Consider the following 24,111-nt stretch of genomic DNA (forward strand, 5'->3'; position numbering starts at 1 on the left):
GCTCCTGGCCTCCTTAGCTCAGTGGAAGAGCAGCGAGCTTCTACCTCGTCGGTCGAGGGTTCGAATCCTTCAGGGGGCACCCAACGCACAAGGCTCGAACCTTGGCCCGATGAATCAGGGCTGGGGTTCGAGCCTTACCCGCAACGTCTCCGGGCTCATGCCGAGCCGCCCGGCCACAAGCAGGTTCGGGTGCTGGGGTTTGGCCTCGTCGAGTATCCGCAGCGCGCGCTCGCGTATCTCGGGCGAAACTACTGATTCATCGGTTCCGTCCTTGCTTGAAGAACGGAACGACACCCAGGCCGATTCAGCGCGCCCGATCAGACAAAGCCGAGCGTGGCGACGACCTCGGCGACCCGGGCACGCTGCGTCTGGTCGAGTCCCTGGTTGGGCAGCGGGAGGGACCGTTCGGGGGCGAGGCCGAGGTGCTCGGCGATCGCGGCGACCACCCGCAGGCTGCCCCCGTACTCGGCGAACAGCGCCCACAGCGGGGCGAGACGCTCCGACTCAGCGACCGCGTCGCCTGGCCGTTCTTCTTGGGCGGCGCGAGTGAGCGTGAGGGCAGGTTGGGGCAGGGTGCCGCCGATGACGGAGTACCAGGCCTCGCACCCGGCGTTCAGCCCCGTCGCGGCGAACGCGTCGCCGGAGACGCCGATCGTGATGTGTTCCGGGAGAAGTGCTCGGATCTTCGCGACGTGCTCACGGGCACGTTCCGGCTCGGCGGGAACTCCGGGGATCTTGATCGAGGCGATCCCCGGTAGCTGCGCAAGGCGCTCGTATAGGTCCAGGGTGAAGGTGAAGTGGGTGGTGCCGGGGTTGTCGTAGACGATCACCGGCAGGTCGGTGTGCTCCGTGGCCGTGCGGAACAGTTCGAACACGTCGTGCTCGTTAAGGGGCTGATACGTCATCGGGGCGAGCAGCACGCCGGCGGCGCCGGCGGTTTCGGCCTGCTCGATGTTGTGCAGCACCTGTGAGGTGCGCAGCGCCCCGACGCCGATGAACACCGGAACGTCCCCGGCGTGCTCGACCGCGAGCTGGGCGACGCGTGCCCGCTCGCGCGCGTCGAGGTAGGCGTAGGAGCCGGTCGAGCCAAGAGCGGTAATCGAATCGACCCTCGCCTCGCGGAGTCGTGTGATGAGCCCAACGAAGGCCGCTTCGTCGACGGCGTCGTCGTGAAACGGCGTGAGGGGGAAGGCGCTGAGGCCGGTGAAGGTGCGGATCACGCTGTCTCCTGTCCGGGTCGGTGCGCGAGACCAAGCGTGGCATGGCCGTAGACGAACTGGATCTCCGCGATCACGACGCGGTACTCGTCGACCTCGAACATGAAGGTCGACGAGTAGCGGGGCTTGCCAATCATGCGGTCTCCTTGGGTGCGCTCTCATGGGCCTCCCACCCAGGGTGTACTCGTGGCTTCGTCGTCCGTCGCGCTGGGCTGCGGCTCCGGCGGTGATGACGATCGCGATACCGACCAACTGCAACAGCGTGGGCTGCTGGGCAAGGACGAGCAAGCCGATAAGGACGCCGAAGGCGGGCTCGAGCGACAACAGCGTCCCGTAGGCGGTGTGGGTCATCCGGCGCAGCGCGAGCATCTCGAGGGCGAAGGAGATCACCGGGGTAATCAGGGCGATCCCGGCGGCGAGGATGAGGATCTGCCAATCAGGTTCACCGCCGATGATCTGCGGGAGCCCGAACGGCAGCGTAAACAGCGCGGCGATCGGGATCGTGAGCGAGAGCCCGCTGATTCCGGCGAAACGATCCCCGACGCGCTGAGTGAAGATGTTGCAGAGGCCCCAGCACGCCCCGGCGGCCCCGACATGCTCGATCACCGTCACGGAGAGGGCGTTGGAGAGCGGGACGAGTAGCATCGCTGCGACCCCAAGCGTCCACGGTGGCATCGCCCCGGTCCTCTGTGCCGATGGTGCGGCATGCCTGCCGGTCATGCCCTGCTGAGGAGTCGACTGGTGGCCCTCACGTCTTCACCGAGGGCGGAGAGCGCGTCGACGAGCGCATCCGCCGCGGCATGCAGCTCGGCGTCGGTGACCGGATCGAGGGCGTCAAGGATGAACAGTGCGCTCGTGCTGTCCTCCCGCAGCGCAGTGCGGGGCCCCTGCCGCCAGTTCCAGCGCCGACATGTCACCCCCGCATCGTCGGTCCACACGACCTCACCCGACTCGGGGTGCTCGATGGTGGGCTCACCGTTCACGGTCGTCGCGAAATCTTCATCACCGGTCGCCCGGACCAGCCGGGCCGGCCCCTGGTAGCGGGCATAGTCCTCGCCGCCGAAGGGGATCTGGCAGAGCACACTGATCGCGTTGTAGATGTCCGTCAGCGCATTCACCCGCGGCAAGCCCTGCTCCGCTCTGCGAGTGAGGGCCTCTAGGCTGTTGCGGGTGCGCTGCGGCTTCGCGCCGAACGCCCGGTACGCGTCTCGCCACGCCGCGATATGCGGCAGCTCATCCACGGGCGACCCGGCCAGCAGCTCTTTGGCATACGCCTCAGCCTGGGCGATGAGCTCGTCCGCAGCGGTCAACCCGGCACTCGAGTGCTGGTCGATGCCGTCGATGATCACAAGCAGGGCCCGGTAGTCGGGGCGGAGCGCGTGCACGGCCGGGTCGACGCTCGAGGCGGCGAAGAACGCGTCGGGCGAGAGCAGATCAGTCATGAGAGGGCTCCTCGGGAGTCTGGTGGTGGGGAAGGATGGCGCGGACGCCCGGTTCGAACACGGCGAGCGAGATCCGGGCCGGGACCTCGCCGGGGTTGGCATAGGAATGCGGCACGTCGCCGGCGAACTCGATCGCATCACCCGTGCCCAGCAGGTGGAGATCATCAGCGACGGTGATCGTCACTGCGCCGCGCTGGACCTGTAGCAGCTCCCGAGTGCCCGGTGCATGGGCGTCGCTGTCGTGCTGGTCGCCGGGACCCAAAGACCAGTCCCACAGCTCCACCACGTCAGGTGGTTGCGTGCCCGCGACGAGCACCCCTCGCCCGCCATGCTCGCCCGTCCACAACGCTGCGCCGTCGCCGTGCACGGTCACCCGTGCCAGCACGGACTCCTCCCGAGGGGGCTCCACCAAAGCCGGCAACCCCACCCCCAGCGCATCCGACAAGCGCAGCAGTGTCCCGATGCTCGGGTTCACCACGCCCTGCTCGACGTTCACGAGCATCCGTCGACTCACCCCCGCAGCGGCAGCGAGCTGATCCAGCGTCCACGACAGTCGCTGCCGCGCAGCGCGCACACGTCCACCCACTGTGCGCGTGAGCGTCTCGGTCGCTGTGCCCGTACCCATGTAGTGCACCATAGTGCACTCTCTGGGGTCACATTCCGACGAAGCCAGCGGGCGATTCACTCAGCCAAGTCGCTCGCGCGGATGATCTGGGCGTGAGGAACGAATCGGTGACCTGCCCCACGGATTCGATTCCAGTCCACCTGCGCGCACCACCCGACTTCGAGAGTCGGTCACAGAGGGCACGGCTGGTCGTACGCAACGCTCGTAGGCGCCCCGAGACAGGCGAGAATCCACGGTCCGCAAGGCCGGGCCAGGGTGCTCAACCTCTCTACGGAGGGGCACCGCGATGAGACGCGTTTCTCGCGCCCGGATGCCCCTGTTGCGCCCGACTCCCGGCGCGTAGCCTGGCCGTGACGACGCACGGGAAGGGGCGCATCATGGGCGATGAGCACGGCCACAGGATCTTCGTGGCATACGGCAAGGCGGGGGCCGTCGGGTCCATCCGCGCGGAGGGTGCGGATTTCCTCGTCACGATGGCGGGATCGGACGAGCCGCTCGGCACGTACCCGACGCTCGAGATTGCGAAGAACGCCCTCTCGGCGCAGCTCGGGCCGGCCGCGGACCGCCCCGAGTTTCATCCCCACTGATCTCTCGGCGGTCGACGGCGCCGGGGCCCGGGAGGGCGCGTAGCGTGGAGGGTGGTCGCCGCGAGCGCGGCGACGCGAGAGGAGCCTGAGATGCAGACGTTCGTGCTGGCCGGGGGATGCTTTTGGTGTCTCGACGCGGCGTACCGCGCGCTTCGCGGCGTGAGCAAGGTCGTGTCCGGATACGTGGGCGGCGAGGCGGAGAATCCGTCGTACGAGGCGGTCTGCACGGGGCGGACGGGGCACGCGGAGGCGGTGGCCGTGACGTTCGACCCGGAGGTCATTCCCGCCGAGGTCATCCTCGATGCGTTCTTCACGATGCACGACCCGCGCCAGCTGAACCACCAGGGGGCCGACACCGGCACACAGTACCGGTCCGCGATGTTCCCGGCCGACGACGCGCAGCGCGAGGCCTTCGAGGTCGCCCGCGCCCGGGCGAGCGAGCTGTGGGACGCGCCGCTCGGCGACGTCGAGGGCACGATCGTGACCACCATGGAGCCGCTGGGCGCGTTCTGGGAGGCGGAGGACTACCACCAGGACTTCTTCGCGAAGAACCCCGGTCAGGGGTACTGCCTCGCGGTCGCCGTGCCGAAGGTGAATAAGGTGCGCGCGCGGTTCGCGGAGTACGCCCGCGCGTAGCGGGGGCGACCTCGTCCCCACGGCGCCCTCCCGGGGAGTTGTCCCGGATCCGGCGGATCCGCCGGGCGCCCCTCCCGTGCCGCGGGCAGTGTGGCGGCACCGGCCGACTCGCGGCCGGCCGACACGAGGGGACGCACATGACCGACACCATCACGATTACCGGCAACCTGGCGACCGCGCCGACTGAGCAGCAGACGGGGTCGGGGGATCCGTACACCCGCTTCCGCCTGGCGAGCCCGAACCGGCGCCGCGATGCGCGCACGGGGGAGTGGGTCGACCTCGACCCCAACTGGTACACGGTGCTCGCTTTCCGCTCCCTCGCCTCCCACGCCGTGGCCTCCCTGGAGAAGGGTCAGCGCGTCATCGTGACCGGCGCGCTGAAGGTGCGGCGGTGGGAGCGCGAGGGCAAGACGGGCACGGAGGTCGAGGTCGTGGCCGATGCGCTCGGCGCCGACCTGCGCTTCGGGACGACGCGGTTCTCACGCGCCGCGCCCGCGGCGGGCGCCGCCAGCGCCGAGGGCCAGGGGGCCGCCGAGGCCCCGCCCGCGGACTGGGAGGCGGCGCCCGTCGCCGCGGGGGACGGGTACGCGGGCGAGACGCCGTTCTGAGGCGGGATCCGCGCGCGGGCGGGCGCGGATCCCGCGTAGACTGAGCCCAACTATGGCTGAGTTCATTTTCCAGATGGTCCGCGCCCGCAAGCAGGTGGGCGACAAGCTGATCCTCGATGACGTCTCGATGTCGTTCTTCCCGGGAGCGAAGATCGGCATGGTCGGCCCCAACGGCGCCGGTAAGTCGACGATCCTGAAGATCATGGCGGGTCTCGACCAGCCATCGAACGGCGAGGCGACGCTGACGTCCGGTTTCTCGGTCGGCATCCTCATGCAGGAGCCCGAGCTCGACGAGTCCAAGAGCGTCCTGGAGAACGTCCAGGACGGCGTGGGGCCGATCAAGGCGAAGCTCGACCGCTTCAACGAGATCTCCGGCCTCATGGCCGAGCCGGACGCCGACTTCGACGCGCTCCTCGCCGAGATGGGAACGCTGCAGGAGGACATCGACAACGCCGACGCCTGGGACCTCGACGCTCAGCTCGAGCAGGCGATGGACGCGCTGCGGACGCCCCCCGGTGACGCGCGGATCGAGAACCTCTCGGGTGGTGAGAAGCGCCGCGTGGCGCTGTGCAAGCTCCTGCTCGAGAAGCCCGACCTCCTCCTCCTCGACGAGCCGACCAACCACCTCGACGCGGAGAGCGTGCTGTGGCTCGAGCAGCACCTCCAGTCCTACCCGGGCGCCGTCATCGCGATTACCCACGACCGGTACTTCTTGGACCACGTCGCGCAGTGGATCGCGGAGGTCGACCGCGGGCGCCTCTACCCCTACGAGGGTAACTACTCGACGTACCTCGAGAAGAAGGCCGAGCGCCTCGAGGTGCAGGGTAAGAAGGACGCCAAGCTGCAGAAGCGCCTGAAGGACGAGCTCGACTGGGTGCGCTCCAACACCAAGGGACGCCAGGCCAAGTCGAAGGCGCGCCTCGCGCGCTACGAGGAGATGGCCGCCGAGGCGGAGCGGACGAAGAAGCTGGACTTCGAGGAGATCCAGATCCCCGCCGGCCCGCGCCTCGGCAACGTCGTGATCGAGGCGAAGGACATCGTCAAGGGCTTCGACGACCGCACCCTGATCGACGGCCTGAGCTTCAGCCTCCCGCCGAACGGCATCGTCGGCGTGATCGGCCCGAACGGCGTGGGCAAGACGACGCTGTTCAAGACCATCGTGGGCCTCGAGCCGCTCGACGGCGGCGACCTGCGGGTCGGCGAGACGGTCAAGCTCAGCTACGTCGACCAGACGCGCGGCGGAATCGACCCGGACAAGACCCTGTGGGAGGTCGTCTCGGACGGCCTCGACATCATGATGGTCGGCAAGACCGAGGTGCCCTCGCGCGCATACGTGTCGAAGTTCGGCTTCAAGGGGCCGGACCAGCAGAAGAAGGCTGGCGTCCTGTCGGGCGGCGAGCGCAACCGCCTCAACCTCGCGCTCACGCTCAAGCAGGGCGGCAACGTCCTCCTCCTCGACGAGCCGACGAACGACCTCGACGTCGAGACGCTGCAGTCGCTCGAGAACGCGCTGCTCGAGTTCCCCGGCTGCGCCGTGGTCGTCACGCACGACCGGTGGTTCCTCGACCGCATCGCGACGCACATTCTGGCGTACGAGGGCACGGAGGAGAACCCCGCGAACTGGTACTGGTTCGAGGGGAACTTCGAGGCGTACGAGGCGAACAAGGTCGAGCGCCTCGGCCCGGAGGCCGCGCGCCCGCACCGCACGACGCACCGCAAGCTCACGCGCGACTGAGCGCGAGAAGACGGCGCCCCGGGAGATCGAAGTGATCTCCCGGGGCGCCGTCTTGCCGTGCGGTGGGCGCGTCAGTCCACGACCCACTCGAACTGGTCGCCGTACTCGGCGAGCCAGGCGTCGATCGCCGCGGGCTCGTCGCCGTCGTCGAACTCGTTGACGACGGTGTTCTCGAGCGCGCCGTACTGCTCGTCGTTCAGGGTGATCGAGCTCATGAGCGCGGCCGCCTCGGGGAACTCGTCGCTGAAGCCCTCGTGCGCGAGGAAGTGCAGGCCCTCGGTGGCGCCCATGCCCTCCTGCGGATCCTCGAGGTCCTTCAGGCCGTACGCCTCGTAGGCCCAGAACGGCCGCCACAGCGTGACGACGATGTCCTCACGGTTCTCGACCGCGTCCTCCAGCGTCGCGAGCATTCCCGCGAGAGACGACGAGGTCAGGGTGTACTCGTCGCCGAGGTCGTAGGCCGGGAAGAGGCTCTCCTCGGCCATCGTGGCCGTCCCGGATCCGGGCTCGATCGTGTAGATGCGGCCGTCGAAGCGGTCGGCCTGGCCGTGCAGGTCTTCGACCGCGTCGATGTCGACGTAGTCCGGCACCGCGAGGGTGCCGTGGGCGTTGTCGTAGTACGCGCCGAGGTCCTCGATCCGGTCGGAGTACTCGTCCATGTACGCGGCCTGCGAGATGTCCGACCAGGCGGAGGGGTAGATGTCGACGTCGCCCTCGGCGAGCGCCGTGTACAGGAGGCCGGGCTCCGTGAGCTCCTCCATCTCGACCGTGAAGCCCATCTTCTCGAACTGGTCCTGCAGCAGGTAGGCGTTGTTGACGGCGTCGGTCCACGACGGCAGGAAGCCGATCGTGATGGTCTCGTCGTCGCCGTCGGCGGCGCCCGCCCCGCACCCGGCGAGGGCGAGGAGGGAGACGGATCCGAGAGCGGCGGTGGTGAGGAGGCGGTGACGAATGCGCATGCGTCGTCCTTTCGGTGCTGTGGGGGTGTCACTCGGGGCGCGAAAAAGGGGTGCCGCGGCGCAGGCCGCGGCACCCCCTCGTGCCGTGCGCGGGAACGCGTCCCGCGCGGCGGATTACTCCGCGACGATCGTGTCGAAGGCCTCGGGGTTCGCCTCGAGCCACTCGTCGATCGCGGCCGACTTGTCGTCCTCGTCGGCGTACTCGTTCACGACGGTGTCCTCAAGCGAGCCGTACTCGGCGTCGTCGAGCTCGATGCCGCCGATGAGCTCGGCGGCCTCCGGGAACTCCTCGGCGAAGCCGGCCGTCGCGAGGAAGTGCAGGCCCTCGGGGTCGCCCATCGCGCCCTCGGGGTCCTCGAGGTCCTTGATGTCGAACGCGTCGTTCGCCCAGAACGGGCGCCACAGCGTGACGACGATGTCTTCCTCGTTGTCGATCGCGGTCTCGAGCTCGGTGAGCATCGCGGCGGTCGACGACGTGAGCAGCTCGTACTCGCCGTCGAGGTCGTAGGCCGGCATCGCCGAGTCCTGCGTCTGGGCGGTCAGGCCCGCGCCCGGCTCGATGCCGACGATCTGGCCGTCGAACATGTCGGCGTTGCCCGCGAGGTCGGCGATCGAGTCGATGTTGGTGTACGTCGGCACCGCGAGCGTGAGCTTCGCGTTGTCGTAGTACGTGCCGAGGTCCTCGATGTCGTCGCCGTACTCCTCCATGTAGGACGCATGCGTGAGCTCGGGCCACGCCGACGGGTAGATGTCGACGTCGCCCTGGGCGAGGCCGGCGTAGAGGGGGCCCGCCTCCGTGAGCTCCTGCATCTCGACCGTGTAGCCGATCTTCTCGAGCTGGTCCTGGAGCAGGAACGCGGTGCTGAGGCCGTCGGTCCAGGCGGGGAGGTAGCCGAGCGTGATGGTGCCCATGCTCTCGCCGCCGTCGGCCGACGAGCCCTCGTCCGTGCTCGAGGAGCAGCCGGCGAGCGCGAGGCTCGCGGCGGCGCCGACGGCGAGGATTCCGGTGAGGTGACGCGTGTTCATGATGTTCCTTTCCTCCCGCGCGCTGCGCGGGTGTGGGGAGTCGAACCGGGGTTCTGATGGGCGGGACGGACCCGCCAGGGGTAAGGGGTATGGGGTGAGGGCTAGGCCACGCCGCCCGTGGGCGCGCGCCGAGGCGACACGGCCTCGCGCTCGGCCCGGGCGGCCGCCGCCTCCGCGGCTGCCGCGCGTCGCGCCTGGCGGCGGCGGGTGAGCGTGCCGAGGAGCGACGACGGGTAGGCCGCGGGGTTGCCGAGCGCCGCGGTGACGCGGTCGAGGAAGACCGCGAGGATGACCACGCCGAGGCCGGCCTCCACGCCCTGCGCGATGTCGATCGTCGAGATGGCCGCGACGACCTCCTTGCCGAGCCCGTCCGCGCCGGCCATGCCGGCGATGACGGCCATCGACAGCGCGAGCATGATGACCTGGTTCACGCCCGCCATGATCGTGGGCAGGGCGAGGGGCAGCTGGATCCCGCGCAGGATCTGGCCGGGGGTCGCGCCGAAGGCCTGACCCGCCTCGACCGTCTCCTCGTCGACGCCGCGGATCCCGAGCTCCGTCAGGCGCACGCCGGGCGGCATCGAGAAGATCACCGTCGCGACGAGGCCGGGGACCACGCCGATGCTGAAGAAGACGATCGCCGGGATCAGGTACACGAACGCCGGCATGGTCTGCATGAAGTCCAGCACGGGCTTGAGGATCGTTCGGACCGTCGCGCTGCGCGCGGACCAAATGCCGAGCGGCACCGAGATGACGATCGCGACGAGCGCGGCCATCAGCACGAGCGCCAGCGTTTGCATCGCGGGCTCCCACATGTCCATGCCGACGATGAGGATGAACGTCAGCAGCGTTCCCACCGCGAGCTGCCACGACCGGAAGAACCAGCTGATGAGAGCGGCGATGAGGATCGCGACGGGGATGGGCGTGGCGAGGAGCACGTCGGTCAGCGACTCGACGAGCCAGCTGACGACCATCGTGATGAAATCGAGCAACCACTCGAGGTTGTCCTTGATCCAGTCGACCGCCTGATCGGCCCAGTCCCCGACGGGGATACGGAAGTTCTCGAACATCAGCGGGCCTCCTCGGATCCGCGCGCGTCGGCGTCGTCGGCCTCCGCCAGGACCTGGTCGATGACGGTGGTCGGGACGGGCTGCGCGGGCAGGGCGATCTCCTCCGTCGCGCTGGGGCCGGGTCCGAGCGCGGCGAGCAGCGTCATGCGCGGGATCACGCCCGCGAGCCGGCCGTCCGCGTCGGTCACGGCGACGGCGAGCTTCGACTCGATCGAGGGCACGAACAGGTCCATCAGGACGTCGTCGACGCCGACCGTGACGGCGTCGTTCTTGATGGCGGCGGCGATGGAGCGCTCGCCCTTGCGCACGAGCTGCAACGCGCCGCGGTCCTCGAGCGTGCCCAGCAGGCGCCGGTTCTGGTCGACGACGTACACCGCGCTCAGCGCGGCGTCGCGCATCGTGCGCAGCGCCGTGCGCGGCCCCGCGGTCTCGGAAACGACCGCGATGGGGCGTTCCATGACGTTGCCCGCCGTGAGCACGCGGGCGCGGTCGACGTCCTGCACGAACTGCTCGACGTAGTCGTTGGCGGGGTCGGTGAGGATGTCCTCGGGCGACCCGATCTGCACGATGCGGCCGTCGCGCATGACGGCGATGCGGTCGCCGAGGAACATCGCCTCGTTGAGATCGTGCGTGATGAAGATGATCGTCTTGTGCAGCTTCTGCTGGAGCTCGAGCAGCTGCTCCTGCATCTCGCGCCGGATCAGCGGGTCGAGGGCGCTGAAGGCCTCGTCCATGAGAAGGATGTCCGTGTCGGCGGCGAGGGCGCGGGCGATCCCGACGCGCTGCTGCATGCCGCCCGAGAGCTGGCTCGGCAGCTTGTCACCCCAGCCGTCGAGGCCGACGAGCCCGAGGATCTCGCGCGCCCGGTCGAGCCGGCGCGCCTTGTCGACGCCCTGCAGCTCGAGCGGGTAGGCGACGTTGTCCGCGACGGTGCGATGGGGCAGCAGCGCGAAGTGCTGGAACACCATCGAGATGTGGTCGCGGCGGATGTCGCGCAGCGCCTTGTCCGAGATGCGCGTGACGTCCTGTCCGCGTACGTCGAGGGTGCCCGCGGTCGCGTCGTGCAGGCCATTGATCATGCGGATGAGCGTCGACTTGCCGGAACCCGACAGGCCCATCACGACGAAGATCTCGCCGCGCCGCACCTCGAACGAGGCGTCGATGACGGCGGCGGTGGCGCCGTCGAGCTCGTCGCGGGGCGTTCCGGCGCGGAGCTTCTCCACTGCGTCTTTCGTGCGGCGCCCGAAGACCTTGTACAGGCCCTCGGCGCGCACCAGCACGTCTGCGTTGTTATTGGTCACGTTCTCCTGCGACGAGCGCGTCTGGGTGACGCAACGTGCGCGCTCGACCCTCGGGTAATCGGATCGTGAAGGGTATGAAGCCGGCGGCCGTGTCGTACGCGTCACCGCGGGCAGAAGGGAAATGTCGAGTTGCGTGTCAACATTTCATACAGTCCAAGAGTATCGACAGCAGACGCTCAGGCGTGAAAGTTCGACGACAGGCGTCGTATATCGCAACGCGGGATCATCGCTCCTGCCCGCGGATCGACGCGGTAATCTGCGAGATGGCGCGCCGTGCGGCGCGACGCCGGATGTTACGCAATTGTGAGGATGCGAGGCGCGGATGACGCGGATTCACCTGCCTATTTACCTGCGATGGGGCGACCAGGACGCCTTCGGGCACGTCAACAACGTCACCCTGCTGCAGCACCTCGAGGAGGCGCGCGTGCGCGCGTTCTGGCTCCACGAGCAGCGCGCACAGAGCCTGCCGACGGCGGTCTTCGACGAGGGGCTGCGCATCGATGGCTCCGCGCCCGTGCTGCCGCTTATCGCCCGCAACGAGGTCGACTACCTCGCGCCGATCCCGTATCGGCAGGCCCCCCTCGAGGTGCAGATGTGGTTCGCGCGGCTGGGGGGATCCTCCGCGGAGCTCTGCTACGAGGTGTTCGTGCCGGGGGATGCGGCGCCGTCCGCGCGCGCGGCGACGACGCTCGTCATGGTCTCGGGGGAGACGATGCGCCCCGTGCGCCTCCCCGCCCTCGCCCGCCGGGCGTGGGAGCCGTATGTCGAGGAGCCGATCCGCTTCACCCGGCGGTGACGGAGGTCGGCCCCCACACGCGGCGAGTGCGAGAGGATGGAAGACAGCACCTCGTTGTCTTTCGGAGAGCACCACATGGCACCCATCCCCGGCGCGTCGGCCCGCGCGGACTTCCCCTTCTTCGCCGCCCACCCCGGCACCGCCTATCTCGACACGGCGGCCACGTCGCAGCGGCCGGATTCCGTCATCGAGGCGGAGCGCGTCTTCGTGCGGAGCGACTACGCGGCCGTGCACCGCGGATCCAGCATGGCGACGGGGGAGGCGACGTGGGCGTTCGAGGACGCCCGGGAGAAGGTCGCGCGCTTCGTCGGCGCGGGCGAGCGCGAGATCGTCTGGACCCAGAACGCGACCGACGCGCTGAACGTCGTGGCCCTCGGCATGGCCGACGCGTCGGCCGGCCTGGGCGATGCGCGCTTCGCGCTGGGCCAGGGTGACGAGATCGTCGTCACGGCCGCCGAGCACCACGCGAACCTCATCCCGTGGCAGCGCCTCGCCGCCAAGACCGGCGCCCGGCTCGTCGTGGTCCCCGTGGACGCGGCGGGCCTCTGGACGCTCGACGGCCTCCGCGAGGTCGTCACGCCCCGGACCCGGGTGATCGCGTTCGCGCACGTCTCGAACGTGACGGGGCTCATCGCGCCCGTCGTCGACGTCGTGGAGATCGCGCGCGGGGTCGGCGCGCTGACGGTCCTCGACGCGTGCCAGTCCGTTCCGCACCTGCCGGTGGATCTCGCGGCGCTCGGGGTCGACTTCGCCGCGTTCAGCGCGCACAAGATGGCCGGCCCGACGGGGATCGGTGCGCTGTACGGCCGGGCGGAGCTCCTCGACGCGCTCCCGCCGGCGCGCACGGGCGGATCCGCCATCACGGTCGTCACGCTGGAGGCCGCGGAATTCCTGCCCTCGCCCCAGCGCTTCGAGGCGGGGACGCAGGCCGTGAGCCAGGCGGTCGCGTTCGGCGCCGCGGTGGACTACCTGTCCGCCGTCGGCATGGCGGCCGTCGCCGCGCACGAGCGCGAGATCGGCCAGGCGCTCGCGGAGGCCGTGGCCGCCGTGCCCGGGGCGCGCCTGGTCGGACCGCCGGCGGGCGCCGAGCGCGCCGCGCTCGCGAGCGTGATCGTGGACGGCGTGCACGCGCACGACGTCGGGCAGTTCCTGGACGACCGCGGCGTGACGGTGCGCACGGGCCACCACTGCGCCCAGCCGCTGCATCGGGTGCTCGGCGTCGCGGCGACCACGCGCGCGAGCGCCGGCGTGTACACGACTCTCGACGAGGTCGAGCAATTCCGCGAGGCGCTTTCCGGCGTCCGCACGTTCTTTGGAGTGAGCGCATGAGCGGTCTCGAAGCCATGTACCAGGAGCTGATCCTCGATCACGCGAAGACGCCCGAGGGCAAGGGCGACCCGACCACGCACCCCTTCACGCACCACGAGTTGAACCCGTCCTGCGGCGACGAGATCACCCTCGGCATCACCGTGACGGACGGGGAGATCTCGGGCCTCGCGTGGGACGGGCAGGGGTGCAGCATCTCGATGTCGTCCGCGTCGATCATGAGCGACCTGCTGGGCGGGGCCACGCGGGACGAGGCGCTCGCGACGATCGAGGAGTTCCGCGAGATGATGCGCTCGCGCGGGAAGTTCGAGCCGTCCGACCGCCTGGGCGATGCGGCCGCCTTCCAGAACACCGCGAAGTACGTCATGCGCGTCAAGTGCGCGATGCTCGCCTGGGTCGCGCTCGAGGCCGACCTCAAGGCGTCGCAGGCGGCGTAGCCGCCCTCAGCTGAACGCGGGCGTGCGCGCCATGATCTCCTGCGCGACGCTCGCGACCAGCTCGCCGCCGCGCGTGTAGATCCGCCCCGTGTTCATGCCGCGCCCGCCGCGCGAGGTCGGCGACTCGGCGACGTAGAGCAGCCACTCGTCGGCGCGCGCGTCGCGGTGCCACCAGATCGCGTGGTCGAGGCTGGCCGAGCGCAGGCCCTTTGTGCGCCACGACACGCCGTTCGCCCGTAGCGTCGGCTCCTGGATCGTGAAGTCGCTCATGTACGCGAGCGCTGCGCGGTGCAGCGCCGGGTCGTCGTCGAGTCGCGAGCGGATCCGCAGCCAGCTCGCCTGCGTGGCGCGCGCGTCGGGAACCTCGAGGTAAATGCCTCCGTGCACGTGGCGGGCCTCGATGGGGTTGTGGCGCAGGAGCGCGAACGCGCCCCCCAGCTCCTCCTCGGCCGAGGCGACCTCCTCGGGCGCCGGCACCTCGGGCATGGGCATCTGGTGCTCCATGCCGGGGTCGTGGTCCTGGAACGACGCGATGGCGCTGAAGATCGGCTCGCCGCGCTGGTAGGCCTGCACGCGCCGGCGGGCGAACGAGCGGCCGTCGTGGATCCGCTCCACCGCGAGCGTGATCGGCTCGTCGACGTCGCCCGGGCGGAGGAAGTACCCGTGCAGCGAGTGCGGCGCGCGGTCGGCGTCGACCGTCGCCGTCGCGGCCACGACGCACTGCGCGACGACCTGGCCCCCGAACACGCGGCCGGACGGCATCGGGTGGGAACGCCCGACGAAGATCTCCTCGCCCGTCCGCGCGCCGGGGCGCTCGAGATCGAGCACGGCGCGCAGTACGTCGACGGGGTCGTTCGGGATGTCGATGGCGCTCACGGATCCTCCTCGGCGGCGCACGCGGACCGTGCTCAGCCGCCCGTCCTAGTCTAGGGAGGATGAGCGAGCGACTGATTCTGGCGGACGCGCCCACCGCGTCCGACGCGCTGACCTTCGCCGGCCGTGCCGCGCGCGCCGGCTCCGACGGCGTGCGGCTGCAGGCCTCCCGCGGCGTCCTGGTGATGACGGCGGCCGCGCTGGCCCCGCAGGGCCTGCTCGATCGGACCCCGACGGTCCTCGCGATGCGCGTCGTGTCCGCGGATCCGGAACTCGAGTGCGACGTCGTGGTCGACCAGCTCGCGGCCAGCGAGGACCCCGAGTCGCTCGCGCTGCCTGACCAGGCCCTGTCCCCGGCCTGGGCGGGTGTGGCGCCGCCGCGGGCGGGCTGGGAGCCGGCCGGCCAGATCCCCGCCGCGACCCTCGCGGCGCGGGCGCAGTGGGGCATCGCGGCGGTCGCGCACCAGGTGCCGACCGACGCGGGGGAGGACGCCGTGCGCGCCGTCCGGGGGTCCGTGTGGGGCCAGCCGGATCCCGACCTCGACGGTCTCCCGCTCGGGGTCGCGTTCGCGGCCTTCGCGTTCGGGTTCATCGGCGGCGAGGAGGCCGCGACGGTGCGCCGATCCGGTCGGTGGACGCGCCTGTCGCTCGAGCGCGGACACATCCTCTCGCGAGGGCCCGCCGCCACCGGCCTCACCGCGGTGCGGCCGACGGGCGGCTCGTAGGCCCGCGCGTCACCGCTCGAAGGTGTTGACCATCGCGTAGGCGGCGCGCTCGAGGTAGTCCCAGAGGGTGGCCTCGTGCACGGGCGCGAGGCCCAGCTCGTCCACCGCCGTGCGCATGCACGCGAGCCACCGATCGCGCGCGTCGGGGTTGACCCGGAACGGCATGTGCCGCATGCGCAGGCGCGGATGGCCGCGCGTCTCGCTGTAGGTCGTCGGGCCGCCCCAGTACTGCTCGAGGAAGAGCAGGAGGCGCTCCTCGGCCGGGCCGAGGTCCTCCTCGGGATACATCGGGGCCAGCACCTCGTCGGCCGCCACCTCGCGGTAGAAGGCGTGGACGAGGCGGGCGAACGTCTCGCGCCCGCCCACCTCGTCGTAGAACGACGCCGGCGCGCCGACGCCCGAGATCTCGACCATCAGGCGACGTCGTCGGCCTCGGCGTCGCGCGACTGCGCTGTGAGCGCGCGCTCCACGCCCGCGAGGTTCTCGGCGACGATGCGGCGCAGCGCGGCGGGTGCGTCCGTGTTCTCGCGCAGCCACGCGCGCGTCGCGTCGCGCAGCTCCGCGTTCGCGAGCGGCGCCGGGTAGAGCAGCTCGATGAGGTAGGACGCGATCTGGAACGTGCGCGCGCGCCAGATCCCGCGCAGCATGCCGAAGTAGTCGTCGACGAAGCCCGTCAGGTCGTCCCGCGTCGCGGGGTGCGTGAACCCGGCGGCGGCCGAGCGCACGACCGTGTTGGGGAGCTCGTCGCGCTCGATGAGCGACGCCCACGCGGCGCGCTTGTGATCCGCGCCCGGCAGTGCCGCGCGCGCCTGCGCGGCGAACTCGCCGCCCTTCGAGGTGTTGTCCGCCGCGAGCGCGGCGTCGATGTCGTCGGGGGCGACGGCGCCGGTCGCGGCGAGCCCGAGGAGCAGCTGCCAGGACAGGTCGGCGTCGATCTCGAGGCCCGGAAGAGGCGCGGATCCGTCGCGGAGGCCGGCGAGCCGCTCCGCGTGGGCGGGTGTCGACGCGGCCTGTGCGAACGCGGTCGCCAGCTGGAGCTGGATGTCGCTGGACGCGTCGGCGGCCGCGAGGAGGTCCCAGAGACCGTCGGCCACGCGGGCGCGCTGCGCGTCGCGGGACGCGGGCGACACGTATGCGTTCGCCGCGAGGCGCACCTGCGCGAGCGTCGTGCGCACCGTCGTCGACTCGGTCTCGGAGCCGATGTTGCCGAGCACCAGGTCGATGTAGTCGCGGGCGGCCATCTCGCCGTCGCGCGTCATGTCCCAGGCGGCGCCCCACACGAGGGAGCGCGCGAGCGGATCCGCGATGTCCGCGAGGTGAGCGATCGCCGTCGCGCGGCTGGCGTCGTCGAGGCGGATCTTGGCGTACGCGAGGTCGCGGTCGTTGAGCAGGACGAGCGCGGGGCGCCGGACGCCCTTGAGCGCAGGAATCTCCGTGAGGTCGCCCGCGACGTCGACCTCGACGTCGTGGACGCGCACGAGGGCTCCGCCGCGCAGGTCGTAGAAGCCGATCCCGAGACGGTGGGGGCGGATCGTCGGGTAGTCGGACGGCGCGGTCTGCATCACCGCGAACCGGGTGATGACGCCGTCGACGTCGTCGTCGATCACGGGCGAGAGGGTGTTGACCCCGGCCGTCTCCAGCCACTTGGCCGTCCACTCGGACAGGTCGCGGCCGCTCGTGCGCTCCAGCTCGACGAGGAGGTCGCTGAGGGTCGTGTTCTGGTAGGCGTGGGCACGGAAGTAGGCGCCCACGCCCTGGAAGAACTCCTCGATGCCGACGTAAGCGGCCAGCTGCTTGAGGACGGATCCGCCCTTGGCGTAGGTGATGCCGTCGAAGTTGACCTGCACGTCCTCGAGGTCCGAGATCTCCGCGACGATCGGGTGCGTCGACGGGAGCTGGTCCTGGCGATACGCCCAGGTCTTTTCCATCGCGTTGAACGTCGTCCAGGCCTCGGTCCACTCCGTGGCCTCGGCGGTCGCGATCGTGGACGCCCACTCGGCGAACGACTCGTTCAGCCAGAGGTCGTTCCACCACTTCATGGTCACGAGGTCGCCGAACCACATGTGGGCGAGCTCGTGGAGGATCGTCACAACGCGGCGCTCCTTGACGGCGTCCGTGACCTTGCTCCGGAACACGTACGTCTCGGTGAACGTCACGCAGCCCGCGTTCTCCATCGCGCCGGCGTTGAACTCGGGGACGAAGAGCTGGTCGTACTTCGCGAAGGGGTAGGGCACGCCGAACTTCTCCTCGTAGTAGGCGAAGCCCTGCTTCGTCTTCTCGAAGATGTACTCGGCGTCCATGTCGGCCCACAGGCTCTTGCGCGCGAAGACGCCGAGCGGGATCGTGCGGCCCTCGCTGTTGACCAGCTCGTCGCGCACCTCCTCGTACGGGCCGGCGACGAGCGCCGTGATGTAGGAGGAGATCCGCGGGGTCGGCTCGAAGCCCCAGGTCGCGGATCCGCCCTCCTCGTGGGGGATGGGCTCGGGCGTCGGCTGGTTCGAGACGACCTTCCACTCGCGCGGCGCCGTCACCGTGAACTGGAACGTCGCCTTGAGGTCGGGCTGCTCGAACACGGCGAACACGCGGCGGGAGTCCGGCACCTCGAACTGGGTGTAGAGGTACACCTCGCCGTCGACGGGGTCGACGAAACGGTGCAGGCCCTCGCCCGTGTTCGTGTACTCGCAGTCGGCGTCGATGACGAGCTCGTTGTCCGCCTCGAGGTCTGCCAGCAACACGCGCGAGTCCGCGCAGAGTTCGGACGGCTCGAGCTCGCGGCCGTTGAGCGTGACCTCCCGCACGTCGCGCGCGATGAGGTCGATGAACGTGCTCGCACCGGGCGTGGCGCTGAACCGCACGACGCTGCGCGATCCGAACACCTCCTCGCCCTTGGTCAGGTCGAGCGCGACCTCGTAGGCGTGGGTCTCGACGATCGCGCGGCGCTCTTCCGCCTCGACGCGAGTGAGGTTCTCTCCAGGCACTGTGGCTGCTCCCATGGGTTCGTCGGGGATCCGCCCGCGCGCGTTGTGCGCGGCGAGCAACTGGTACAGCCTACGTCGCCGATCCGTGACGAGGATGAGCGCCCCGGCGGATCGGTGAGAAAATGTCGGGGTGAAAAACGTCGACGCTCTTCCCGCGGAAGCACAGGATCCGGCCGTTCTCTACGCCTCGGAGGCGGCGAAATCCGGCCCCGCCTTCGTCGAAACCCCGACCGCGTACGACGCGATCCTGCTCGCGAGCTTCGGGGGGCCGGAGGCGCAGGAGGACGTGATTCCCTTCCTGCGGAACGTCACGCGCGGCCGCGGGATCCCGGACGAGCGCCTGGAGGAGGTCGCGACGCATTACCGCTCGTTCGGCGGCGTCAGCCCGATCAACGGGCAGAACCGCGAGCTGCTCGCCGCCCTCGAGGCCGAGCTCGCCCGCCGCGGCCACGACCTGCCCGTCTACTGGGGCAACCGCAACTGGCACCCGATGATGGAGGACGCCGTCACGCGCGCGTACGCGGACGGTCACCGCACCATGCTCGCCGTCGCGACGAGCGCCTACAGCTCGTACTCGAGCGAGCGACAGTATCGCGAAGACTTCGCCCGGATCCTCGGGCCCCGAGCCGACGGCGGCACGGAACTCGGTGCGGGCGCGGATCCGATGACGATCGACAAGGTGCGCCTGTTCTTCGACCACCCGGGATTCGTCGCGCCGTTCGTCGAGGGCGTCACCTCGGCCGTGACAGGGTGGCTGGACGGCGGGTACGCGCCGTCGGAGATCCGGGTGCTGTTCTCGACCCACTCGATCCCGACGGGCGACGCGGAGCGCTCCGGGCCACGCGGGCGCGACTTCGGCGAGGGCGGCGCGTACGCGGCGCAGCACCGGGCGGTCGCCGAGTACGTCATGGGCGAGGTGCGCCGCGCCGCGCCCGCGGCCGCGGATGTCGATTGGTCGCTCGTGTTCCAGTCGCGTTCGGGCCCGCCGTCGCAGCCCTGGCTGGAGCCCGACGTGAACGACGCCATCGCCGCGCTCCCTGACGAGGGCGTGCGCGCGGTCGCCGTCGTGCCGCTCGGCTTCGTCAGCGACCACATGGAGGTGCTCTGGGACCTCGACAACGAGGCGCGCCAGTCGGCCGCGGATGCGGGCCTGGCCTTCGCTCGGCCCGCGACCCCCGGCGTGCACCCCGCCTTCGTCGCGGGACTCGTCGACCTCATCGAGGAGCGGATCCACGGCACGCCCGCGGCCGAGCGGCCGCACGTGACGGACCTCGGACCGTGGCACGACATCCCGCGTCCCGGCGAGTGCGAGAACGCCCGCCTCGGCTTCCGCCCCGCCGCCGCCGGCCTCGCGCCGTGACCCGGCCGAGATAGGGAAGAATCGTCCTCATGCGCATCCACATCGCGACCGATCACGCCGGCCTGGAGTTCTCGACGCAGCTGCAGCACCACCTCGCGGCGCGCGGCCACGTCGTCATCGATCACGGCCCCGACCACTTCGACCCGGTCGACGACTACCCGGCCTTCTGCGTCCGCGCGGCGGCCGCGGTCGTCGCCGACCAGCGGGCGGGGCGCGCGGCGCTCGGCGTCGTGTTCGGTGGATCCGGTAACGGCGAGCAGATCGCGGCGAACAAGGTCGAGGGCGTGCGCGCGGCGCTCGTGTGGAACCTGTCGACCGCCGAGCTCGCGCGCGAGCACAACGACGCCAACGTGATCTCGATCGGCGCCCGCCAGCACACCTTCGAGGAGGCGGCCCGGTTCATCGACCGCTTCATCGAGACGCCGTTCTCGGGGGAGGAGCGCCACGCGCGCCGCATCGCCCAGGTCGGCGCGTACGAGCGCGCGGGCGAGCTCGTCGACACCCCGGCGCCGCGCGAGCGGGCCTGACGGATGCCCGAGGGGCATTCGGTCCACCGCATCGCGCGCCAGTTCGCCCGGAACTTCGTCGGGCGCCCCGTCGCCGTCTCGAGCCCGCAGGGGCGCTTCGCCGACGGCGCGGCCGCGCTCGACGGGCGGGAGATGACGGGCGCACGCGCCGTCGGGAAGCAGATGTTCCTCGAGTTTGCGGGCCAGGCGTGGCTTCGCGTGCACCTCGGGCTCTACGGTGCGTGGGACTTCGCGGGGGAGATCCTCGTCGACCCCACGATCGCGTCGGCGAACGGGCGCATGGGCCAGACCAACCAGCGCGGGACCGACGCCGAGCGGATCCTGGACGACGCGGGCGAGAACTCGCTCGCGTCGATCGGCGCGCCGCGGAAGGCGCGCGGCCACGTGCGGATGTCGGAACAGACGCGGGGCATCGCGGACGCGGGCGAGGCCGAGTGGCCGCCGCCCGTCGTGGGGCAGGTGCGCGCCCGCCTCCTCACCGACCTCACCTGCGCGGACCTGAGGGGGCCGACGGCGTGCGTCGTCGCGACGCCCGACGAGGTGCGCGAGGTCACGGACCGGCTCGGGCCGGATCCGCTCGTCGGGGACCCGGCGGAGAATGAGGAGCGGTTCGTCGCCGCCGTGCGCCGGCGCGGCGTGGCCATCGGGCAGCTCCTCATGGACCAGGCCGTCGTGAGCGGGATCGGCAATGTCTATCGCGCCGAGATGCTGTTTCGCGCGCGCCTCGATCCTCACACCCCGGGCAAGCGGATCCCGGAGGAGCTCGTGCGTGAGCTCTGGCGCGACTGGACGCGCCTCCTTGCCATCGGCGTCGAGACCGGCCAGATGATGACGATGGACGGCCTCTCGGACGCCGAGTGGCGCGCCGCGATGGCCTCGCGGGACGACCGCCACTGGGTGTACCACCGCGCGGGCCTGCCGTGCCGGGTTTGCGGGACGGAGATCGTCCTCGAGGAGATGCAGGCGCGCAAGCTGTACTGGTGCCCCACGTGCCAGCGGTGAGGGGAGAACGACCATGATCGGCGAGCACATCGACGTCGTCGCGAACGTGCGCGTTGCGGGCGAGGGGCGCGCGCTGCTCGCGCACCCCGACGTCGAGCGCGACGGGGTGTTTGACGTGTGGCTCGCCGCGGGCGCGATCGCGGACATCGCCCCGGCGGGCGCGCTCCCGCGTCGGGGGCGGGTCCTCGACGCGGGGGGCGGCTGGCTCGTGCCGGGCCTCTGGGACCACCACACCCATTTCCTGCAGTGGTCGCTCGCGACGACGCGCCCCTCGGTTCAGCACGCCGCCTCGCCCGAGGAGGCCGCGCGGTTCGCCGCGGGCATCGCGCCGGGCGCGGACGGGCGGCGCGTGCTCACCCACTGGCGCGACGGCCTCTGGGCGGCGGCGCCGACGCGTGCGGTTCTCGACGCGGCCACCGGCGACGTCCCGACCTACCTCCTCAGCTCCGACGTGCACGCCGTGTGGCTGAATTCCGCGGCGTTCCGGCGTGAGCGCCTGGAGCCCACGCACGACGGCCTCGTGCGGGAGGCGGCGGCCTTCGCGCTGATCGACGACCTCGACGACGTCGCGGGCTCCGTGGCCGACGCGGCCCACGACCGGGCCGCGCGCGCCGCGGCCGCGCGCGGCGTCGTGGGGATCTGGGACCTCGAGTTCGGCGAGAACCACGGCCCGTGGCGCCGCCGCGCCGACGCGGGGTGGGACGCCCTACGCGTATTCTCGAACGTGTACCCCGACGACCTGGAGCGGGCCATCGCGGAGGGCCTGGCGACGGGGGATCCGCTCGGGGCGAACCCGCTCGTGCGGATGGGCATGCTGAAGGTGTTCGGGGACGGGGCGCTCGGTAGCCGCACGGCGGCGACGACGGTCGACTACGACGGCCACGCGGGCCATCGGGGTGCCCTGGGCACGGATCCCGAGCGCATGGTCGAGCTGGTCGCGCGCGCGGCGACGGCCGGCATCGCCACGACGATTCACGCGATCGGGGACGCGGCAAACGCCGCTGCGCTCGACGCTTTCGCCCGCGCGGGCCTTTCCGGGCGCATCGAGCACGCCCAGCTCGTGGCGGCGCCCGACGTGCCGCGCTTTTCCCGCCTCGGCGTCGACGCGAGCGTCCAGCCGCAGCACCTCGTGGACGATCGCGACCTCACGGACGCGTACTGGTCGTGCCAGCACGCGACGCCCTACCCGCTCGCCACGCTGGCGGCCCGCGACGCCAATCTCCTCTTCGGGTCCGACGCGCCCGTGTCCCCGCTCGACCCCTGGGCCCAGATGGCCGCGGCGGTGTTCCGGACGGACGACGAGCGCGCGCCGTGGCGCCCGGAGCAGGCGCTGGACATCCGCACGGCGCTCGCCGCGTCGACGGCGGGCGGATCCGCGGATCCGCAGGTGATCCTCCCCGGACACGCGGCCGATCTCGCCGTCGTGTCGGCGGATCCGCTCCGCTGCCGGGACGCCGCGTCGTTGCGGTCGATGCCCGTGCAGGCGACGCTCCTGGGAGGCCGGGTCACGCACGCGGCGTGACGGGACCCTCCGCGACGTCGAACGTTGTGAGGTGCCCGCACATCCCGAGCCGCGTCGCGCCGGCGGACGGGCGTGGCCGGTGGACGCCGCCGTGCGCGAGGTGCGCCGCGTCGCCCGCGGCGAGGCGCGTCGCGACCTCGACGCTGGCGCGCGCCTGCGCGAGCGGGCCCCGCTCGATCAGCCCGCGCCACCCCGGCGCCCGGCCCGCGACGAGGCGGGCGGCGCGGTCGAAGAACGCCGTCAGCGGCGCGTCGTCCCCCGCCTCGGCGGCCTCCTTCAGCTCGAGGAATCCCGCGACGGCGAGATCACGGCGCGCGCGGGCGAGCGCGCGCGGATCCGACCCGGGTCGGTCGATCGCGGCCGCCTCGGCGTACGCGGTCTCGCTCGCGAGGTGGGCGTCGGGGAACGTCAGGACGGCGTCGCCGGCCTCGGGCAGCCCCGCGTTCGACATGAGTACGACGGCCGTGAGCGCGCCGTGGTTGACGGCGCGGTGGATCGTGCCGGGCGTGAACCAGACGACGGATCCGGCGGCGAGCGGCGTTTCCCGGAAGCCGGACCGGTCGAGGGTCTGCAGCGCGCCGCGCCCGCCCGTGACGATGTACGCCTCTGTCGAGACGAGGTGCATGTGGGGGCTTCCGCCGGCCAGGCCGTCTCCCGCGGCGTCGTCGTAGGCCTCGAGCAGGCTAAGCGAGGTGCCCCCGGGGAAGGAGGACGGATGCGTGTCGTCGTCGGCCACGCGACCAGTCTGGCACCGCCGCCGCCGCAGACGCCAGCGCGCCCCGCCGGAGTCGGCGGGGCGCGCTGTGGGCCGTGCGTCTTACTCGGCGACGTGGGCCACGAGGAACCAGCGGTCCTTCTCGAGGCCGGCCTTGATGCCGATCGCGACGTCCTGGCTCGTGAGGTCGATCTCGTCGAGGCCGTCGATCGCCGCGTCGAGGTTCGCGATCACGGCGTCGATGTCGCCGACGATGCCGGCGATCACGGCGTCCGACTGCGCGAAGCCCGCGGGGGCGCCCGTGGCGGGAACGGTGTCGGCGATCTTCTCGAGTCGCGCGTCGATCGGGAGGCCGAGGGCGACGATTCGCTCGGCGGCCTCGTCGGCCCAGCCGCCGACGTGCTCGACGAGCGTGTCGAGGAACTCGTGCACGCCGATGAAGTTCGCGCCGCGCACGTGCCAGTGCGCCTGCTTGCCGTTGACGGTGAGGGCCTGGAGGCCCAGGACGACGGGGGAGAGGAACTGGCTCGCGGCGGCGGCCACGGTCGGGTCGGCTGCGGTCGTGGCAATGGTCTTGTTGCTCATGCGAATCCCCTTCTCATCTGAGTGGCGGGAGGGTGCTCCCGCCGTGATGACAACAACGCTAC

General features: G+C 71.1%; 25 protein-coding genes, 1 tRNA gene and 1 pseudogene. 13 read left to right on the plus strand and 14 right to left on the minus strand.

Going from position 1 to position 24,111, the window contains the following annotated elements; all coding sequences use genetic code 11:
- Positions 1–7 precede the first annotated feature (7 nt).
- Positions 8–79 (plus strand) — tRNA-Arg (locus G8E01_RS06995).
- A 238-nt stretch (positions 80–317) separates the two neighbouring features.
- Here the strand turns inward: G8E01_RS06995 and G8E01_RS07000 are convergent.
- From G8E01_RS07000 to G8E01_RS07010, 5 genes and pseudogenes are all read right to left on the minus strand, one after another.
- Positions 318–1,217: a dihydrodipicolinate synthase family protein gene (locus tag G8E01_RS07000; RefSeq protein WP_338100809.1), complete on the minus strand. Its 900-nt coding sequence runs from the start codon at positions 1,215–1,217 to the stop codon at positions 318–320.
- A complete protein-coding gene (locus G8E01_RS12735) occupies positions 1,217–1,354 on the minus strand; it encodes a hypothetical protein (RefSeq protein WP_240921452.1) in 138 nt (45 codons plus the stop codon). The genes G8E01_RS07000 and G8E01_RS12735 overlap by 1 nt, the downstream gene beginning before the upstream one ends.
- 148 nt (positions 1,355–1,502) lie before the next feature.
- Positions 1,503–1,937, minus strand: a pseudogene (locus G8E01_RS12600) (EamA family transporter); the annotation flags it as partial.
- Positions 1,934–2,659, minus strand: coding sequence for a B3/B4 domain-containing protein (locus G8E01_RS07005; protein WP_166317746.1), 726 nt, complete (start codon positions 2,657–2,659; stop codon positions 1,934–1,936). The pseudogene G8E01_RS12600 and the gene G8E01_RS07005, both read right to left, overlap by 4 nt.
- On the minus strand, positions 2,652–3,296 hold the full coding sequence (locus G8E01_RS07010) for a helix-turn-helix domain-containing protein (RefSeq protein WP_166317749.1): 645 nt from the start codon (positions 3,294–3,296) through the stop codon (positions 2,652–2,654). Before G8E01_RS07010 ends, G8E01_RS07005 begins: the two co-directional genes overlap by 8 nt.
- Positions 3,297–3,661: 365 nt before the next feature.
- Here G8E01_RS07010 and G8E01_RS07015 point away from each other — a divergent pair, with 365 nt between their 5' ends.
- The 4 genes from G8E01_RS07015 to ettA all read left to right on the plus strand — a co-directional run bounded on the left by G8E01_RS07015 (position 3,662) and on the right by ettA (position 6,850).
- On the plus strand, positions 3,662–3,871 hold the full coding sequence (locus G8E01_RS07015; protein WP_166317752.1) for a methyltransferase: 210 nt from the start codon (positions 3,662–3,664) through the stop codon (positions 3,869–3,871).
- A 90-nt stretch (positions 3,872–3,961) separates the two neighbouring features.
- Positions 3,962–4,507, plus strand: coding sequence for a peptide-methionine (S)-S-oxide reductase MsrA (msrA, locus tag G8E01_RS07020; protein WP_166317755.1), 546 nt, complete (start codon positions 3,962–3,964; stop codon positions 4,505–4,507).
- Positions 4,508–4,644: 137 nt separating this feature from the next.
- Positions 4,645–5,115, plus strand: a complete 471-nt coding sequence (locus tag G8E01_RS07025) for a single-stranded DNA-binding protein (protein WP_166317758.1) — start codon at positions 4,645–4,647, stop codon at positions 5,113–5,115.
- A 52-nt stretch (positions 5,116–5,167) separates the two neighbouring features.
- A complete protein-coding gene (gene ettA / locus G8E01_RS07030; protein WP_166317761.1) occupies positions 5,168–6,850 on the plus strand; it encodes an energy-dependent translational throttle protein EttA in 1,683 nt (560 codons plus the stop codon).
- 71 nt (positions 6,851–6,921) lie between these two features.
- On the opposite strand, the gene G8E01_RS07035 is transcribed toward ettA, so the two are convergent.
- The 4 genes from G8E01_RS07035 to G8E01_RS07050 form a co-directional block, all read right to left on the minus strand.
- Positions 6,922–7,809 (minus strand): glycine betaine ABC transporter substrate-binding protein, encoded by an 888-nt coding sequence (locus G8E01_RS07035; protein ID WP_166317764.1) that lies wholly within the window; start codon positions 7,807–7,809, stop codon positions 6,922–6,924.
- Between the two features lie 114 nt (positions 7,810–7,923).
- A complete protein-coding gene (locus G8E01_RS07040) occupies positions 7,924–8,835 on the minus strand; it encodes a glycine betaine ABC transporter substrate-binding protein (protein WP_166317767.1) in 912 nt (303 codons plus the stop codon).
- A 101-nt stretch (positions 8,836–8,936) separates the two neighbouring features.
- A complete protein-coding gene (locus G8E01_RS07045; protein ID WP_166317770.1) occupies positions 8,937–9,902 on the minus strand; it encodes an ABC transporter permease in 966 nt (321 codons plus the stop codon).
- Complete coding sequence (locus tag G8E01_RS07050; protein ID WP_166317773.1) at positions 9,902–11,203, minus strand: betaine/proline/choline family ABC transporter ATP-binding protein; 1,302 nt, start codon at positions 11,201–11,203, stop codon at positions 9,902–9,904. The genes G8E01_RS07045 and G8E01_RS07050 overlap by 1 nt, the downstream gene beginning before the upstream one ends.
- A gap of 322 nt (positions 11,204–11,525) precedes the next feature.
- On the opposite strand from G8E01_RS07050, the gene G8E01_RS07055 reads away from it, so the two are divergent.
- The 3 genes from G8E01_RS07055 to sufU all read left to right on the plus strand — a co-directional run bounded on the left by G8E01_RS07055 (position 11,526) and on the right by sufU (position 13,762).
- Complete coding sequence (locus G8E01_RS07055) at positions 11,526–11,999, plus strand: acyl-CoA thioesterase (protein ID WP_166317776.1); 474 nt, start codon at positions 11,526–11,528, stop codon at positions 11,997–11,999.
- Positions 12,000–12,074: 75 nt separating this feature from the next.
- On the plus strand, positions 12,075–13,328 hold the full coding sequence (locus G8E01_RS07060) for an aminotransferase class V-fold PLP-dependent enzyme (protein ID WP_166317779.1): 1,254 nt from the start codon (positions 12,075–12,077) through the stop codon (positions 13,326–13,328).
- Positions 13,325–13,762 (plus strand): Fe-S cluster assembly sulfur transfer protein SufU, encoded by a 438-nt coding sequence (gene sufU, locus G8E01_RS07065; protein ID WP_166317782.1) that lies wholly within the window; start codon positions 13,325–13,327, stop codon positions 13,760–13,762. The genes G8E01_RS07060 and sufU overlap by 4 nt, the downstream gene beginning before the upstream one ends.
- 6 nt (positions 13,763–13,768) lie before the next feature.
- Here the strand turns inward: sufU and G8E01_RS07070 are convergent, their stop codons facing one another.
- Complete coding sequence (locus G8E01_RS07070) at positions 13,769–14,638, minus strand: acyl-CoA thioesterase (RefSeq protein WP_338100763.1); 870 nt, start codon at positions 14,636–14,638, stop codon at positions 13,769–13,771.
- A 59-nt stretch (positions 14,639–14,697) separates the two neighbouring features.
- On the opposite strand from G8E01_RS07070, the gene G8E01_RS07075 reads away from it, so the two are divergent.
- The gene (locus G8E01_RS07075) at positions 14,698–15,360 is read left to right on the plus strand and encodes a DUF8185 domain-containing protein (RefSeq protein ID WP_166317785.1); all 663 of its coding nucleotides are present in this window, start codon (positions 14,698–14,700) and stop codon (positions 15,358–15,360) included.
- 9 nt (positions 15,361–15,369) lie between these two features.
- Here G8E01_RS07075 and G8E01_RS07080 read toward each other — a convergent pair whose 3' ends face one another.
- Positions 15,370–15,774 (minus strand): globin, encoded by a 405-nt coding sequence (locus G8E01_RS07080; RefSeq protein WP_166317788.1) that lies wholly within the window; start codon positions 15,772–15,774, stop codon positions 15,370–15,372.
- Positions 15,774–18,338 (minus strand): aminopeptidase N, encoded by a 2,565-nt coding sequence (pepN, locus tag G8E01_RS07085; protein WP_166317791.1) that lies wholly within the window; start codon positions 18,336–18,338, stop codon positions 15,774–15,776. The genes G8E01_RS07080 and pepN overlap by 1 nt, the downstream gene beginning before the upstream one ends.
- A gap of 130 nt (positions 18,339–18,468) precedes the next feature.
- Here pepN and G8E01_RS07090 point away from each other — a divergent pair, with 130 nt between their 5' ends.
- Genes G8E01_RS07090 through G8E01_RS07105 form a run of 4 tightly spaced genes read left to right on the plus strand, consistent with a single transcriptional unit; the run spans position 18,469 to position 22,749 of the window.
- Positions 18,469–19,698, plus strand: a complete 1,230-nt coding sequence (locus tag G8E01_RS07090; RefSeq protein WP_166317794.1) for a ferrochelatase — start codon at positions 18,469–18,471, stop codon at positions 19,696–19,698.
- A gap of 29 nt (positions 19,699–19,727) precedes the next feature.
- A complete protein-coding gene (locus tag G8E01_RS07095; RefSeq protein WP_155048410.1) occupies positions 19,728–20,225 on the plus strand; it encodes a ribose-5-phosphate isomerase in 498 nt (165 codons plus the stop codon).
- A 3-nt stretch (positions 20,226–20,228) separates the two neighbouring features.
- Positions 20,229–21,227 carry an Fpg/Nei family DNA glycosylase gene (locus tag G8E01_RS07100; RefSeq protein WP_166317797.1) on the plus strand — a complete coding sequence of 333 codons (999 nt, stop codon included), beginning with the start codon at positions 20,229–20,231 and terminating at the stop codon, positions 21,225–21,227.
- 13 nt (positions 21,228–21,240) lie between these two features.
- The gene (locus G8E01_RS07105; protein ID WP_166317800.1) at positions 21,241–22,749 is read left to right on the plus strand and encodes an amidohydrolase; all 1,509 of its coding nucleotides are present in this window, start codon (positions 21,241–21,243) and stop codon (positions 22,747–22,749) included.
- Here G8E01_RS07105 and G8E01_RS07110 read toward each other — a convergent pair.
- Positions 22,733–23,485, minus strand: coding sequence for a cupin domain-containing protein (locus tag G8E01_RS07110; RefSeq protein ID WP_338100764.1), 753 nt, complete (start codon positions 23,483–23,485; stop codon positions 22,733–22,735). The genes G8E01_RS07105 and G8E01_RS07110 overlap by 17 nt on opposite strands.
- A gap of 81 nt (positions 23,486–23,566) precedes the next feature.
- Entirely contained in the window at positions 23,567–24,049 is a 483-nt protein-coding gene (locus tag G8E01_RS07115) for a Dps family protein (protein ID WP_155048413.1), read from the minus strand.
- Between the last annotated feature and the right edge of the window lie 62 nt (positions 24,050–24,111).

The organism is Microbacterium excoecariae (assembly GCF_011326725.1).
GTDB lineage: Bacteria > Actinomycetota > Actinomycetes > Actinomycetales > Microbacteriaceae > Microbacterium > Microbacterium excoecariae.